Origin of the sequence: Arcanobacterium hippocoleae (genome assembly GCF_040360365.1) — a bacterium.
In the GTDB taxonomy this organism is placed as follows: Bacteria; Actinomycetota; Actinomycetes; order Actinomycetales; family Actinomycetaceae; genus Arcanobacterium_A; species Arcanobacterium_A hippocoleae_A.
Genome location: NZ_CP136412.1, coordinates 1,122,636 through 1,138,139 on the forward strand (window position 1 = coordinate 1,122,636; position 15,504 = coordinate 1,138,139).

The following is a 15,504-nucleotide window of genomic DNA, read 5'->3' on the forward strand; positions in this document are numbered from 1 at the left end:
CGAAAACAATTCCTCGAAACGAATTAACCAACAATTTCACTCTTCCGTTCTTCTGTTCTTCCACTCTCACACCGCGTCTCACCTTTCACACTTCGTCCCGCAGAGAACAGTAAACTTATTTCGCTGCAAGATAAGTGCACATTTATCTCCAAGATACGCACACAGAGCTGAAAATAATCAGCGAGCGCAGCCGCTCGGCAGCAAAGCGCTGTTTTCGACGGACTCCAGCAGAAAACCGGCGAAAACAGAACCAGCGCAACCAACCCCGTCGATTACACATAACCAGACACAGTTTATATTTATGCGTTAAATTTATACGGAAAATCGTGCACGCCGCACCCTCATTTTAACTGATAAACACATTGCGGTGCGAGATGTTTCGTCTCACGGTGAAGCATTCATTGGAGATACCGCACAAAGTGCAGCGTTAGCAGATAATGCTGTACTAACGGATAACACAGCATTAATAAACAACACAGTATCAACAGATAACACGTACCGAAACGCACCGTCGCCTGTTAAGAGCGTTAACAGACGGTGCTGTGCGGCAATGCCGTGTTAACAGACAACACGGCACCACAAACGAGATAAAACCGTCGAATTTACGAAAAATTTGCGGAAAATTTACAAAGACTACGCGGCATCAATAAATGTAACGAATAATCACACTGGATTACATTACAGCTCGCGCGACGTGTCGAGACGGTGAAAGTTTAAATGCGAACGTGATGCGGTTGGACCAAGCTGACCTTGATACCGCGAATGCGTCGCACCTTGCCCATACGGCCGCTGCGCAGCTGAAGAAAGCTGGAAGAAGCAAAGCTGACCGACTTTCATCCCCGGATAGAGCTTAATCGGCATGGTAGCAGTGTTCGAAAGCTCAAGAGTAACGTGCCCGGAAAATCCGGGATCAATGAAACCTGCCGTCGAATGCGTGAGCAAACCAAGCCGGCCGAGCGAAGATTTACCTTCAAGGCGGGCAGCTGCGTCATCCGCAAGCGTCACTTGTTCAAAGGTTGATCCGAGTACAAACTCGCCCGGGTGGAGCACGAAAGACCCGTCGGCAGAAACCTCAATTAATGTGGTCAGGTCGGATTGGTCAACGGCCGGATCAATTACGTCATAGCGGTGGTTGTTGAAAAGCCGGAAGTAACGGTCAAGATGAACGTCGACAGATGAAGGCTGTACCATCTGCGGATCCCACGGATCAAGTATGATTCGGGAATTTTCGACGGCATTGAGAATATCTTTGTCTGAAAGTAACACCATTCGATTCTGGCATGAATCAGTAAATTTTGCAGACAATTTCAGATGTGGGATGAATCCGTTTTATTTTTCTTCTTTTTCATGTTCGTACGTTTTTTTAATTTTGCAGGTTTTTTAATTTTGCAGGTTTTTTAATTTTGCAGGTTTTCGCTTTCGCACTTTCCCATGTGTCATGGAGTGCATTTTCTTCGGCGGACACACACTCCTATGATTACATGCACATTTTCCTCCAGCCGCACACTACCATGGTTACCCGTTTCTGTGGTTACCCGTTTCTGCGGTCACATGTTTTTGTGTTCATCCGTTTTGTGTTCATGCATTTCGTGTTCATGCGCCGAGACAAAAACACCCTGTGACACATCTAACGCTGCGTAATATTTAATGCAGCCAGCACAGCTAATACACCAATGCAGCCAGGAAAGACAGCACGTCTGCGAAAGACAGTACGTCAGCAGATATTACCCGCACCCGCCCATCACTCATCTGCTGCTTTAGTTTGAAATATTGCCGATTACTTCACACGATTATTAGCTAAGAATTATTAGCCAAGTTTCACCATTTTCAACCAATTTTCTGGCACATTTAGCATTTTCAGCAACCATTTATCGACCCAGCTTCGCCTATTTCTCAACCCGCTTTTTCTCAATCCGCTTTTTCTTAACCGCTTTTTCTCAACCGCTTTGCCGAATCGCCCAATTCGGTTTACACTAGAGGAGTTCGCGGGTGTAGTTCATCGGTAGAATGGCAGCTTCCCAAGCTGCAGAGGCGGGTTCGATTCCCGTCACCCGCTCCACTATGACGTCGAAAATGATAAGTCCCCGGTTGCGTTAGCGGGTATGCCCCAAGGGGGTCAAAACGTTAGCGAGTGTTTAGCGCGTTAGCCCTGACCTGCGGAAATACTTTCCAATCACCAGCGCCTCGCCCTTGTGAGGTTTTCTAGGCATGAGAAAAGCCCGTGTCCGCGCACTCATGCAAGAACGGGCCAGAATCTTCATTTCAGATCTAAAGCTGGATGCTCACTACCTCACCAACCCGGAACACGAACCGGATCGCATCCTCACTAACCACAGCGTGGTCGATGAGTGCGCTCCACTGCGCAGGGTGAAACTCGCTCACTGGCTCCCCTGCCAGATCGCCTAGAGTTGTGGTGATGGCAGCGTGCTTGGCAGCGTTCGCTGCAATATCCGCTTCTAGGCTCGCTTTGCATGCGAGTATCTTACGGTAGGCAGTATCGAGCTCTGTGTACTTGTTTTGGTAGGCGTCTTGATCGAGCGCGCGTTGCTGATTCTCATTAATCAGCGCCTCGATCTGCTCGGTCAGCTCCACGAGTGTGGCCTGGCACGCTACGGCTTGTTCTTCCAAACGGCTCGTATCGAACATGTCGCCAAGAATCTGCGGTAGCTGGCTTTGCTGCGGACGGCGGGCGATCAGTTGATTGAGCGCTTGCACGAAAGAATCCTTGATCTGCTCGTCTTTTACCGTCGCGCTGCTGCAAGGGTGCTCGCCTGCGTATTTGTGGTTGCATTGCCAAACTGTGTACTTGTATTTCGTGTTCGACGCCCACGTTTTACGCCCATACCACGCCCCACACTGAAAGCATTTGAGCCGCGTGGAGAACAAGCCAACCTTCGCTGAAGAAGTGTTGCCATGGCGGGTAGCTAGTTCGTATTGGACTTGATCCCAAATACGCGGAGCAATAATCGGGTCATGGTTGCCCGACACGTAGTATTGGGGCACTTCGCCCTCGTTGACTTTCATGCGTTTGGTTAAGAAATCCGTGGTGAACGTCTTTTGCAACAGTGCATCGCCCTTGTATTTCTCATTCGACAAGATCGAGCGCACCGTCGATGTCGACCACACTTCTTTCCCACGCGGGGTAAGAATCTTGCGAGCAGCCAGTTCGGTTTTAATCTCACTGATCGCCATCCCATCAAGGAAAAGCTGGTAGATCAGCCGGACAGTCGGTGCCTGGGTCTCGTCAATCACGAGGCTGCCGTCCGCTCCTTTCTTGTATCCGAGCAGCGACTTGTAGGGCACCATAATCTTCCCATCAGCAAAACGCTTCCTATGCCCCCAAGTCACGTTCTCGGAGATTGAGCGGGATTCTTCTTGCGCCAGGCTCGACATGATCGTGATGAGCAATTCGCCTTTGGCGTCAAAGGTGTAAATATTTTCCTTCTGAAAATACACCTCGACGCCTGCATCCTTGAGCTTGCGTACGGTGGTGAGCGAGTCGACGGTGTTGCGAGCAAACCGGGAGACGGACTTGGTGAGGATCAGATCAATTTTACCTGCCAGGGCGTCATCGATCATGGTTTGGAAACCTTCGCGACGTTTCATAGAGGTACCAGAGATGCCCTCATCGGAGTACATGCCCGCGAACTGCCAATCATTACGGGAGCGAATGTAGGTGGTGTAGTAGTCAATCTGTGCCTCATAGGAGGAGGTTTGTTCTTCCATCTCAGTAGAAACGCGAGCGTAGGCCGCCACCCTTCTGCGTGCCGGGACCCCGGACAGGGTTGCGGCAGTCCAGGGTTTCTTTGTTGCGGGTATCGCAGTGACCGTGCGACTCATGCCAACCTCCCCTCGTTTGTTAACTGAACTGGTGCCATGGTTCCATCCGCGAGATGGAAGGTGAGCTGATGCTCGAAGGCCTCGATCATCACGACCTGCTCGCCAACCACAGCCGGGTCGAACCCTTGGGTGCCGAGCACGTCCGTGCAGGCTTGTTCGAGGAGGCTTTCTCGCAGGTTGTGCCCACTACAGGGGTTTCCGTTCCCAGTGCAGGCACTCCAACAGCGCCAGAACTTATACGAAGTTCCAGACTTGTAGGTGCGGGTTTTACGTTGATAATTCTTCCCGCACGCGCCGCAACAGATCCGCCCGGTGAATACGCCCGTGTTTTTTGACGGGGTCGCAGCCGGACCTGCCTCACGCCTGTGCGCGATTTCTTCCTGCACCGCGTCAAAGGTTACTTCGTTGATGATTGCTGGTAGCGCATTGTCGACCCAGTATCGCGGCAGCTCCCCGTCGTTGAAGGAGCGTGTGGGTGCTTGGATTGTGGGGCGGTACATTTTCTGTAGCATTTGGCAGCCCTTGTACCGCTCATTTTCGAGCATGCGACGAAACACGGATCCGTAGAACCGTCCCCCTCCTCGAGAGCGTTTACCTTCAGCATTGAGCATCGTCGCGGTTTTCTCCGGGCTGATCCCATCGAGATAATTGGCAAACAGTAAGCGCACGATCTTGGCTTCTTCTTCGACGATCGTGAACTGGCCGTCTGCCCATTGGTATCCATAGACAACGAAGGAGTTCGTGCCACCGCTCTTGTATCGGTTCCGGATCGCCCATTTCACGTTCTGGGATAGCGAGCGTGATTCTTCTTGAGCAAACGACGCCAACAAAGTCAGCAACAGTTCCCCGTCAGCGCTAAGGGTGTCGATACGTTCGCGTTCGAACCGTACGGCCACGCCCAGGTCTTTGAGCTCACGGACCGTAGCGAGCAGATCGACAGTGTTGCGAGCCAGGCGTGAGATCGATTTACACAACACAATATCGACACCCCCACTCCTGGCTGCGTCCATCAAGTCTGCCAGGCCTTGCCGGGATTTCGTTGACGTACCCGTAATACCCTCATCGGTGAACACGCCCGCATAGGCCCATCCGGGTGTGGACTGGATCAGGCGCGAATAATACGAAACCTGCGCCGATAGGGATGCTAACTGCTCCGCACCGTTGGTCGAGACCCTCGCGTATGCCGCCACGTTGACCAGCTTCGGGGCAGGCGACCGCACCGGTGTCACCACACTAACTTGTGCCACGTTTTCTCCTTTCGCGTTAGGTCTATACACGCTCTAAACCAAGTGTTTATCCAGTCGTTTCGCCCACAATCTGTGGTTGATAGATCGGCGTCCACGCCCTCCATAACAACCGGTGAGCACGCTGATACTCTGCGGGTGTGAGCACACCCCGCCCCGCCAGCACGCTCAACGTGTGAGAGTCCGTAATGAAGGCGAGTTCTCGGGCGAACACGTCAGGTTGGGCCAGTTGATCAACAGGAGCGGCGAGCGTGTTCATGGTCGTCCGCCCCTCGTGCCGAAGCGAGCACGTACATAACAGGCGTGACAGCAAAACTTTTGACCTGGCTTATCCACGATCGCGAAGCGGCGTCCGCAGTGCGTACAGGTCTGCTCGCGCACAGGCTCGGTTTTCTGTCGTTCCCGCCATGCTTTGTGTCTGCAGGCGGGCGAGCAAAACCGAGCCCGAACACCTCCCTGTATAGGGCTGGCACACCAGTGGCATACCTGCCAAGCCATCACCGGAGCGGCGTCAAGGTTTCGGCTGGTGCAGTACGAGCGCACCTGGTCACGAGTCAGGCCACAAAAATCGGCAATCGCTTTATACCCCCAGCCAGCCATGCGCAGGTTACGGATACGTTGTTCATCAAGATCATTCACAGTAGGGTCACTCCCTTCACCCCACTGCCGACAAACCTCCGATTGTTAAATCCGCCCGTAAAATGACGAAAAGCCCCGCCACCACCAGCTCCCCGAGGATTGGGAAGTCACAGTGATGACGGGGCTAGATTGCGCCGTAACGCGTGTTAGTAGCCGAGCTTGGCGTTCACTCGCGCCTGCACGGCGGCGTAGAGGTTGCCCAGGCGGCGCTTACGTTCCTCACCATTGCCATAGTCGCCACGGATTACCGCGTCGGCGAGGGCGTCAATGTTGGGTGCGGCAGGATTGGCAGCAGGCGCACGGCCCGCGAGCTTTTCGTTGACTCGCTGTTGGACGGCGGCGTAGTTGGCTCCGAGGCGGCGCTTGCGCTCGTCACCGTTCCCGTATTCACCGCGGATTACCGCGTCAGCCAACGCGTCAATATTCGGTGCCGCAGGAGCAGGTGCAGGATTCGGAGCTGGTGCTGGCGTGTTGCCTGTCATTTGGTCGTACCAGTACTGGGCGCGTGCCATGTAGGCGGCATGCTGGGAACCAACAAGCGATGCCGGGCAGGCCGTAGCAGAGAAGTCTTTGTGCCCGAAGACATTCTTGCCCCAGGCCGGGCGGCCGAGACCGTAGAACTTGCAGATCGCGGCGACGAGGTGTGCTCCATTGTCGAGGCACGCCTCGGATACAGACCAAGGATCGGAAGAAACATCTGCGTGTTCAATACCAATGGAGGTGGTGTTAGCGTCCCAGTTTCCTGCATGCCATGCAGTATCGCGATCCCATACGAGCTGGCCTATGCGTCCGTCGGTTTGGACTTGGTAGTGGGCTGAGGCTGGGCGGGTTTGCCACACGTCGTAGCAGCCTTTAATGGTGAGGTTGCCTGCGTTGTGGTGGATGATGACCTTATCGATCCGCCGCCCGTTACGCCCTGGCGTGTAGTGTTTGTTCATGATGAGGTCGATATCAGCCTCAAGCGTGTTCCAATTCTTCATGACTGGTTCTCCTTTTCTGTTGGGTTGTTAGCGGTTGAGGGTTTGGTTAGTGGGGGTCTGGTTTCGGCTCGGTTAGCGATCGCATCGAGCGCCCCACGCATCTGCGCCGGGACAGGCAGGCCGAGTCGGGTGGCATTTTCGATTAGGGAGATGCCTTCGTTGGATAGGTAGAAGAAAATGACCGCCGCCCGTAGCACTCCTGGGGTGTCGAGGACGTGGACGTCGATCAGGTGGGCGAGGCCGACGAGGGTGAAGATGATCAACGCGTAGACGAGGCCGTCGAGGCCTCCAAGGTAGGCGGCGAGCCACGCACCGATACCGGCGATTGTGGTTTGGGTGGCGTGCCAGATGGCGTGTAGAGACATGAGAATTATTCCTTATCTATTGGGCATAAAAATTGCCTACACCCACATCGGGTGAAGGCAACAAAGAATCCGGCGTCGCAGCGACTTACATGGTCGGGTCGGTGAGCACTTCCAGAATTGGCATGGTTAGGTCGAGTGAAGCGCTTGCTGGCTCTAGGATCGCAGTAGTTTGAACGTCATCTGCTGGTGGTGCGGGCGTGGCATCAGATTCGACTGGGACGATCGGCAACTGCACCTCATCTGGTGATGACTCATCGACGGAAACTTCGGTCAGTTCTGTGTCCTTTTCTTCCTTGGCCTTCATTGGCCACCCTTGGTGATGGCGTCGTAGAGAACGTCGTAGGCTTCCGCCGCCACGCCAGACAGTTCACCCTCATAGCCGTCAAGAAGTGCTTTCACGTCTTTTTCGTGGTTTTCGTAGGTCGGGCCAGAGACTTCAGCGACCGACGCGAGTAGTGCTTGGCGGGCGTCGAGAAACTCACCAGCTTTCTCGGGGTTGGCGAGGACGAAGGTTCCGTCTTCTGCGAATACTGGGCGGCCGTGCTCGTCGAGCGTGGCGTAGGCGGTGACGAGGTCGTATTCGTCTTCCCCGAACCGGGCAATCGCCTCCTTCACCAAGGTGAGCAGTTTCGAGCGGGCACGAGACTGCGCGGACTTCAAGGGCATGCTGGTGAGTAGCTCTGCGATAGGTTGTAGATGCTGGTTGGCGATCATGATTTCCATGGATGTTTCCTTTCCTTATGCGAGGTTGGTAGACATGGTAGATAGGCCGGTGTTGGAGTAGTACTGCCAAGTAATGTTTGTTCCTGAGCGTGAAATGGTGGTGATCCATCCGTGGTTAAGGAGCGAGATCAGTGAATTCACTCGGCTCATCAAATCCTTGGTGCGATCGAACAGGCGGGTCATGTTGTAATACGAACCGTTGGTGACGACCATCAGGTCGTAGGTGTGGAAGACGATTTTCGACAGCCCGCTTTGTCCCACCCAGCCCGAGTGCGTGCCGCTGCCTGTGAGCGTGCAGTCTTGCAAGGTGACGTAGCGTGAACCGGTGGTGTAGAACTTATACCCACCAGTACGCAGGTCGGAGCCGAGGTGGATTCCGGCTTTCCCGTAAAACAACCCTTTCGGGTCAAGGGTCAGGCACGTGTAGTAGGTGCCGCCTTCGGTGTCTTGGTAGGTCCAGGCAACGTAGTCGCCTTTATAGGCGAGCTGGCCTACGATGCCTTGCACATTGGGCTTGTCCTTATGGGCTCTGCGTGCGAACTCGCCGATATAGCGGGTGCCGTACCAAAACTGCATCCCAGCACTCGTGATCTTGCCTTCCAGCGTGTCCCCGTTATACCAGGCGATTTGATATGGGCTAATCCTGATAGATTGTCTCCAGTCTGCCAGCCCTACTTGGATTGCGTTAGTAGAAAGCTTGTCGCCTGTAATCGACCTAGCGGCGATCCTGCCTGCGTTGAGATAGCCGGTGGTGATCTTGCCAGCATCCAGCGAAGCGATCTTCGCGCTCGTGACCGCAGCGTTTTTAATCATCGCATTAGTAATAAACCCGTTAGCGATCGTGAGCTTATCAGAGGTAATACTTCCTGCAGCGATCCTAGCTGCGGCAAGAGTACCACTAGTGATTTTACCGGCTGACAGGGAGCCGATTTTCGCGTCGGTGATCGCGGCGTTCGCGATCATCGCGTTCGTAATAAACCCGTTGGCGATTGTGAGCTTGTCGGAGGTGATTGATCCAGCCTGAATGCGTGCCGCTGCCAGGTAGCCGGTGGTGATTTTCGCGGCGGACAGTGAGCTGATTTTCGCATCTGTGATTGAAGTGTTGGCGATGTGTGCGGTGCCGATTGCGGCATCTGCGATGTGTGCTTGGCTGATCGCTTTCGACCCGATCATCGCAGCCCCAACTGGTGTTGGTTCCCATTGGTTGTGGGAGAGAATATATTGGCGGGCGATCACGCCATCTACACGCACTTGCCATAGTGCGCCTTCTGGCCTGCTGGTCGCGTCCGCCACAGTCGGATCGAGGCTCGCAACCGTGAGCCGTCCATCCGAGGTAACCGCAATATCGTGGGCATCCTGCGCTAGCTCAGCCGCAGTCGCTGCAGCCGCCTTCGCTTCGTTGATATCATCTTGCGCCCCTCGGAGGCGCTGACTGACCTGGTCTACTATGGTCTGCGCTTCATGGGCAGCGGCGAGGGCTTGATCTCCTTGCACGCGCGCCGCATCCAGCTCTGCACTGATTTGGGCATGATTCAAATCCGTCGCCAATGCAACCCAGCCTGGTTGCCCAGTGTCAGTGAGCTGGTAGATCCAGATTTCGGTTGTCTCACCATTGCTTTTAAACCATGTGTCACCTAGTTGAGCTTTCTCAGGTTGGGCGCTGCCGTAGTGGTTGGTGTTTTTCCCATCCGCACTAGCCAACGCAAACCCTGCCACATCCGATGCCGATACCGCCGTGCTCATCGCAGACTTCACTTGCTGGGTGACGGAGGTGAACTTCCGAGCAGCAGAGCCGAGTTCGACCGAAATATAGTTACATGTGAGCGGGTTGTATTCGTATGCCACCACCCGCGCCGTGAGCGCAATCCCAAGATCGCCGTGGCGGACGGTCACGGTGTCGCCAATTTCGACGGTTTCGAGCTGGGCGAGGTCTGCGTATTCCTTGATGGTGGCGAGGTCGACGAACCGCACCTTATACGACCCAGACGGCTCATCCACATGCTTGACGCTAAATTCTGCTGCCGCGAGACGGCGCAGCTGCGCGTGTGCCTGATCGAGTGGAAGTTCGCTCTCACGTGGATTGTCAGTGTCGGTGATGGCTTTAACCTGCCCGTAGCGGATGACGCGGATGCGTGGCACCACATAATCACCCAGTCTCGAGCTATCAACATACAGTTCAGGCAAAAGTAGCCCATCATAACCGACTGGCAAAATCCGCGTCATCACCGTCGAAAAATCAATAGTCGATTCAAACCCGGTGAGATTCTTCCGCTCACGGATAACCATCCCATGATCAGCTCCACGCCGTGGGGTGTGGTGGATCAGCCAATTATCGCGGGCCAGTTCACCACCCCAACGCGAAGCAAACGAATTATCCTCACCCGCATCCATCAAAGCTTGGGCGACGGGCATGCGCACCATCCGCGCCGACGAGCGCGTCACCGTATCCGAGGATGTCGCAGTGAAACCGTGTTTGGTGTTCGCCGCGCCAAGAATCTGGGTCAGTGCGTCTTTCGCAGTCTTGTTGACAACGTAGGTGTCGGCGACCAAATTCGCAGCCAGATCATAGAAGACGTGAAACGCGCTCACCTCGAGCAAGCCGTCAAGGGTGGTAGTAACCTCGCTAATCCGAAAACCCTGACGTTGCTCCAGCCCTGGCACGGGCGCTGCCACAATGTTCTCAAGTACGAGGTGCTGTGCTGCAGGCCCATCTGCCGGATAGGTGAAGATCAGTGAGAATTCACCGCCAAGCTCTTCGCTCACGATCGGGTTGATAATCTCCCGGTCGAGCACGCCGAGTCCGGTGGTGGTGAAAATAGTGCTAGTGCGGGCATGAACTGTAATCATTGAAGACCCCTTTCCAAACAAGACAAGACGGCCAGCCAGTGCACAAACGGCTCAAAAATAAATGCACAAATAGGGTGCGGACGTTTTTCCGTACCCCAAATGGCTTAGTTTAATTTGACGAAACACAGATAAATGCATGAGTAAGGATGATTTTAAAGACCCCGCCAATTCGGTATGATGACCACTTTTGATATGCCCGCGCCAAGAGTGATCTGATTTAAACCAGGTTTTAACACTGGGAACGATCCTGTTAACGCATCGGTCTGGACTTTCCCGTGGGCGTGTGCGACGAGGCGTTCGCTGTCGAGCGTGACGGAGCCTGCTGGCGAATTCACGTGATAGACGCGCGCATTGATCGTCAAAGACAACGCTCCGGTGCCAGTAACGGTGATGATCGGATCAGCATCCAACAGGCTAGGGTTGGTGAGCGTCCCCGACTCCAACATCGTTACGGGCTTCAAGCCCTCAGACAAATAGCTGAAGGGCTGGCAGGTGAGCCACGCAGTGAAGAACCCCCACCCCGACAACTCCCTCCGAAGTTCGCTCACTTCGCAGTGCTTAACCTTGCGGTAAACACCAGGATCGGCAGTGAACGCGATCGTAGAAGCATTCGTGAGCTCGTAGACGGCTTTCCTGTAGTTCTCGAGCCTGTCGCGGATAGGAATCGCAAGCTCAAGCTCAAATTCAGCGTCCTCCCAGCCCGTGAACCTGGTCAACGTGCCTGCACGGCCTTCGACCTTAATATCGTCAACAGCTCTTATTGCAACTGGCAGCGCGACTGGTGCGGTAAGCCGCAGCCCAAGCGAAGCCGAAGTGGTCTGGTCGCCCAGGGTGAAGCCGTACATTAGTAGCCTCCTGCCATCACGGCCTGTCTGCGGTCAAGGCGTGCAAGTTGTTTGTCGAGAGCGGGTGCGAGTTTGCCTACCAGCGTCCCATCCGAGAGCGTCACGCTGATGTCCAGTGAGGACAGGATACGTTTCGCAGTCGCATCCACAATCCCAGCCACATCCACACGCTCATTCGCGCTCTCACTGCTTCGCTGAGATACAGCCTTGGGTTGCGGGGTAAGATCAACACTCGGCACTTGCAGATCTGTAACCGCGTCGATCGGGACACTCAGCCCGTTTCCAAGGTCAGCGAATGCGTCCATCGTGTCCTTAGCCAAACCAGTAGCAGCGCTGATGGCTTTGTTCCCATCGGTTTTGATGGAGCCTGCTAGGCCTTCGACGAGCATCCGTCCAGCCCAAGCCATCTTCCGAGAAGGACTGTGGATACCGAAAAAGCCGGTGATCGAGTCCCAAATCCCGCGTGCCCAATTCGAGACCCGATTCCACAACCAGCCCGCCAAGCCTTGGATACCGTTCCACAGGCCGTAAACCAGGTTCTTACCCGCATCAGCCATCGCTGAAACACCCTGCCCGACCGCGCGGACGATACCAGAAATAATTGCTGGAATATTTGACACGATGGTTGAGATGATTCGAGGCATCGCCCGAACCAGCGCGGTAAGTAAATGAATACCAGCTTGGACGAGTTGCGGGATCGCCCCACCAATAGCAGAGACAATCGCGGCAATGATCTGCGGCAAGGCTGCCACGATCGTCGTGATGATTTGCGGTAGTGCGTCAATCAACGCGGTCAACAGTTGGATACCAGCGTCGATAAGCTGCGGGATAGCACCGACCACGCCGGACACGATAGCGGTAATAATCTGCGGCAAAGCAGCCACAATCGAAGTGATAATCTGCGGCATAGCCCCAATCAACGCAGTGAGCAGTTGGATTCCTGCTTCGATGATTTGCGGGATCGCACCCACAAGAAACGTGACAATCCCAGTGATGATCTGCGGCAATGCTTCAATAATCACAGGGATCGCTGCGATCAGACCTTCTGCAAGTCCAGTAATCAACTGTAGTGCCGCGTCCAACAAAAGCGGCAAATTATCCACCAAACCCTGCACGAGCGCCACAAGCATCTGCACCGCCGCTGGAACAAGCTCCGGTAAGGCTTCACCAATCCCAGAAACCAAAGTGGCAATAATCTGTATCGCCGCCTCCAACAAGGACGGGAGAGCTTCGATAATGGCTTCCACTAACGCAACAATCAACGTCACCGCCGTCTTGGCTACTTGTGGGAGGACTTCAATAATCCCTTCGAGCAGTGCGGTGAGGATAGACATGCCGGTTTCAACCACCATCGGTAACTGGTCAGCAATAAACCCGAGAGCCTCCTGTAAGACTTGACCGAGGATGTCGATGAGGGCGGGTGTGCCGCCTTCTTCAAACGCTGCGGTCAGTTCATCAATCCACCCGTTCACCATCGGTAACACCGACCCAGCCAGAGTATCACTCAGTCCGCCAGCTAGCACGACTTTGAGGTTTTCCACCCCGTCGTGCATTGTCGCAAGCTGACCAGAAAACGTTTTGGATTGGGCGTCCATAGCCCCGTAAAACCTGCCACCCTCGCTCGTAGCCGAAGCGAACGCGTCCGCGACCATATCCGCAAATATAGCACCCTTGGCCATCTCTTCTTTCAACTCACCAATCGACTTGCCAGTCTTACGCGAGATTTCCTCGAGCGGGTTAAATCCAGCGTTAATCATCTGCAACAAGTCCTGACCCGTAAGCTTGCCAGTCGAAGACATTTGAGCGAAGGCGAGCGTCAAAGACTCCATCTTCACTGCATCCCCTGGGAAATATCACCGATCTCATTCAAGTGTTTCTTCGCATCCTCCAACGACATGCCAAACGAGAGCAGGGTTTGCATGTTGGAAGCTAAATCCTGCATACCAAACGGAGTCTTCGCCGCCTGAACCTTCAAATCATTAACCAGCTGTTGAGCCTTCGCCTGATCGCCGAGCATCGTCGTAAAGCTTGTGGAGTATTGCTCCATGCGAGCGTTATACTCCACGCCCTCTTTAAGGGCACCTGCCATGCCACGCCCAATAGAAGCGATCGCATGCCCAATACCTTTCACGCCTGCGATGATCGCTTCAGAAGCAAGGTTGGCTTTGAGCACGTCACCGAAAACACGGGTCTTACCGGAAGTGGAATCCATCTCGTTGCCGAGATCATCGACCGCCCCTTCGAGCCTGCCCGCATCTTTTGCCGCCCCTTTGGCATCATCGCCCGCATCGTCAGCCTCGTCCCCAAAATCCGACAGGGCATCATTATTCGATTTGAGTTCACCCTCGAGCTGGTTGAGCTGCGCGCCCGCGTTATTAAGCTGGATCTGCCAATTCTTCGTCCGAGCATCATTCTCCCCAAACGAGGAAGCGCTGTTTTCAAGCGCCGCACGCAAAGTCTCAATCTTAGCTTTCTGCGCCTCAATCTCTTTACCCAACACTTGGTTACGGGCGGTGAGAGCTTCAGCGGACTTGTCGTTCTTATCAAACGAGGACGCCACCAGCTTCATCTCGCTGCCAAGCACCCGCATTTCACGGTTAATCTCGGTGATCGCGCGCTTAAACTCACGCTCACCCTCCAAACCAATCTTCAAACCAAAACTGGAATCAGCCATAAGTCTGTATTCCCTACATAGATAAATAAAAACAATGACGGATACGAATGTATTTATGTGCTTTTAGGAGGTTTCCTATAATCCTGGGTTAAGTAAACAGTTATCTAGTTTTCCTCAATGAAAGATGTAGGTATGAAAAAGTCAATCATCAGAAGTATTGGATTCACTGTGGCTCTCGCTCTTACTACTAGCACAGGAACAGCATTAGCAGCAGAGAATTCCTCGCTTACGAATTCGGATTTCGCATTCAGTTCAATCATGCACACGCACAATTCCAATGTTGTTGTGACAGCTCAAGGGGTTTCTATAAATGGTGTTTTCTACACACAACAAGAGTTTCGCAGTGCTCTCGATCAGGCAGTAATGTTGTGTTCCACTTATAACTCTGGGATCATGCCAAGAGCAGCGGTTGCTGCTCTTCCAGGTCTCTATTTTATTCCAGGTATTGGGCAAGTAGCCATCGCAGCAACAGGAGCTATTGTTGTTGCAGGAGTGACCATTTCAGTTGGTAGTTGGTTATGGAATACTATTACGTCATGGCTAGCTGATTCACATTCACAATCTATAGCTCGTATTCGGGCTTCTATCCCTTCTCAGCTAAAGAAATCTAACGGTGATGTGAATCTTGGGAAATTTACTAAGAAGCAAAAGGGACGTCAAGAATGGAAGGCTGATAATGGCTGGAGCATTGACAAAGATACAGCAGGACACGGTGGAAGGAAATGGAAGTTAAAGAACAAACAGGGTAAGAGAGTTGCATCTCTAGGCGAGAATGGCGAGGTACTTGGTGACTAGTAATGAGGAAACTGATAGGATGAACGATTTTCTAAGTCATATTGACCAGATCCAAGAAAGTTCATCGTGGCATGTGTTGGACTTCATCCCTTTTCAGCCCAAAAATCCAGATTTTCTTCACTATGAACAATTCTTAGAAACAGGTAACTATGTGCAGGACTTTGCTCGTCGAATTTGTTTCATTTCTTTGACTCTGATAGCTGAATATGAGGCAAAGCTTTACCTTACTGAGAATGAGACTTTCTTTAAGCTTCATCCAGATCTTAAACCGCTCCATAATATACGTGAGCTTCCGTATCAAAAGTTAGATGAGATTATAAAGGAAGTAATCGTTAATGATCTATCATCATTACAAATTTTTTCACAGATGAAAATGTTCTACTAAGCATTGATGGAGCACTTCAGGTAACGCTCTACAACGCTTGTGGTAGTTTCCTCGAGACATTACGTCTACTTGTTCAACAAAACGGTCTTTTCCTCAAGTGTCATAACGGAAGTGACATCAAAATTTCCTAGATTCCAGCGGGAATCACGTCGTCGATGAACCATTGA

At 53.2% G+C, this 15,504-nt stretch carries 11 protein-coding genes, 1 tRNA gene and 1 pseudogene; 3 read left to right on the forward strand and 10 right to left on the reverse strand.

Annotation, left to right across the window (positions count from 1 at the left end; all coding sequences use genetic code 11):
• Positions 1–678 precede the first annotated feature (678 nt).
• On the reverse strand, positions 679–1,266 hold the full coding sequence (dcd, locus tag RQN30_RS05840; RefSeq protein WP_353061784.1) for a dCTP deaminase: 588 nt from the start codon (positions 1,264–1,266) through the stop codon (positions 679–681).
• A 719-nt stretch (positions 1,267–1,985) separates the two neighbouring features.
• Between dcd and RQN30_RS05845 the strand changes: the two genes are divergently transcribed.
• Positions 1,986–2,059: transfer RNA gene (locus RQN30_RS05845), tRNA-Gly, on the forward strand.
• Positions 2,060–2,268: 209 nt separating this feature from the next.
• Here RQN30_RS05845 and RQN30_RS05850 read toward each other — a convergent pair.
• From RQN30_RS05850 to RQN30_RS05890, 9 genes and pseudogenes are all read right to left on the reverse strand, one after another.
• The gene (locus tag RQN30_RS05850; protein WP_353061655.1) at positions 2,269–3,840 is read right to left on the reverse strand and encodes a recombinase family protein; all 1,572 of its coding nucleotides are present in this window, start codon (positions 3,838–3,840) and stop codon (positions 2,269–2,271) included.
• Positions 3,837–5,087: a recombinase family protein gene (locus RQN30_RS05855; RefSeq protein ID WP_353061656.1), complete on the reverse strand. Its 1,251-nt coding sequence runs from the start codon at positions 5,085–5,087 to the stop codon at positions 3,837–3,839. Before RQN30_RS05855 ends, RQN30_RS05850 begins: the two co-directional genes overlap by 4 nt.
• Before the next feature lie 782 nt (positions 5,088–5,869).
• Positions 5,870–6,703 (reverse strand): N-acetylmuramoyl-L-alanine amidase, encoded by an 834-nt coding sequence (locus RQN30_RS05860; RefSeq protein WP_353061657.1) that lies wholly within the window; start codon positions 6,701–6,703, stop codon positions 5,870–5,872.
• Positions 6,700–7,068 carry a phage holin family protein gene (locus RQN30_RS05865; RefSeq protein ID WP_353061658.1) on the reverse strand — a complete coding sequence of 123 codons (369 nt, stop codon included), beginning with the start codon at positions 7,066–7,068 and terminating at the stop codon, positions 6,700–6,702. The genes RQN30_RS05860 and RQN30_RS05865 overlap by 4 nt, the downstream gene beginning before the upstream one ends.
• Positions 7,069–7,153: 85 nt before the next feature.
• Positions 7,154–7,372: an acetyl-CoA carboxylase gene (locus tag RQN30_RS05870; protein WP_353061659.1), complete on the reverse strand. Its 219-nt coding sequence runs from the start codon at positions 7,370–7,372 to the stop codon at positions 7,154–7,156.
• Positions 7,369–7,791, reverse strand: coding sequence for a DUF1617 family protein (locus RQN30_RS05875; protein ID WP_353061660.1), 423 nt, complete (start codon positions 7,789–7,791; stop codon positions 7,369–7,371). The genes RQN30_RS05870 and RQN30_RS05875 overlap by 4 nt, the downstream gene beginning before the upstream one ends.
• Positions 7,792–7,806: 15 nt before the next feature.
• Positions 7,807–10,638 carry a phage tail spike protein gene (locus RQN30_RS05880; protein WP_353061661.1) on the reverse strand — a complete coding sequence of 944 codons (2,832 nt, stop codon included), beginning with the start codon at positions 10,636–10,638 and terminating at the stop codon, positions 7,807–7,809.
• Between the two features lie 152 nt (positions 10,639–10,790).
• Positions 10,791–11,483, reverse strand: a complete 693-nt coding sequence (locus RQN30_RS05885) for a hypothetical protein (protein WP_309956141.1) — start codon at positions 11,481–11,483, stop codon at positions 10,791–10,793.
• Positions 11,483–14,157 (reverse strand): annotated as a pseudogene (locus RQN30_RS05890) (phage tail protein). Before RQN30_RS05890 ends, RQN30_RS05885 begins: the two are co-directional and overlap by 1 nt.
• 132 nt (positions 14,158–14,289) lie before the next feature.
• Here RQN30_RS05890 and RQN30_RS05895 point away from each other — a divergent pair.
• On the forward strand, positions 14,290–14,952 hold the full coding sequence (locus RQN30_RS05895; protein ID WP_353061662.1) for a hypothetical protein: 663 nt from the start codon (positions 14,290–14,292) through the stop codon (positions 14,950–14,952).
• Positions 14,945–15,337, forward strand: coding sequence for a hypothetical protein (locus tag RQN30_RS05900; RefSeq protein ID WP_353061663.1), 393 nt, complete (start codon positions 14,945–14,947; stop codon positions 15,335–15,337). The genes RQN30_RS05895 and RQN30_RS05900 overlap by 8 nt, the downstream gene beginning before the upstream one ends.
• The last annotated feature ends 167 nt before the right edge of the window (positions 15,338–15,504 follow it).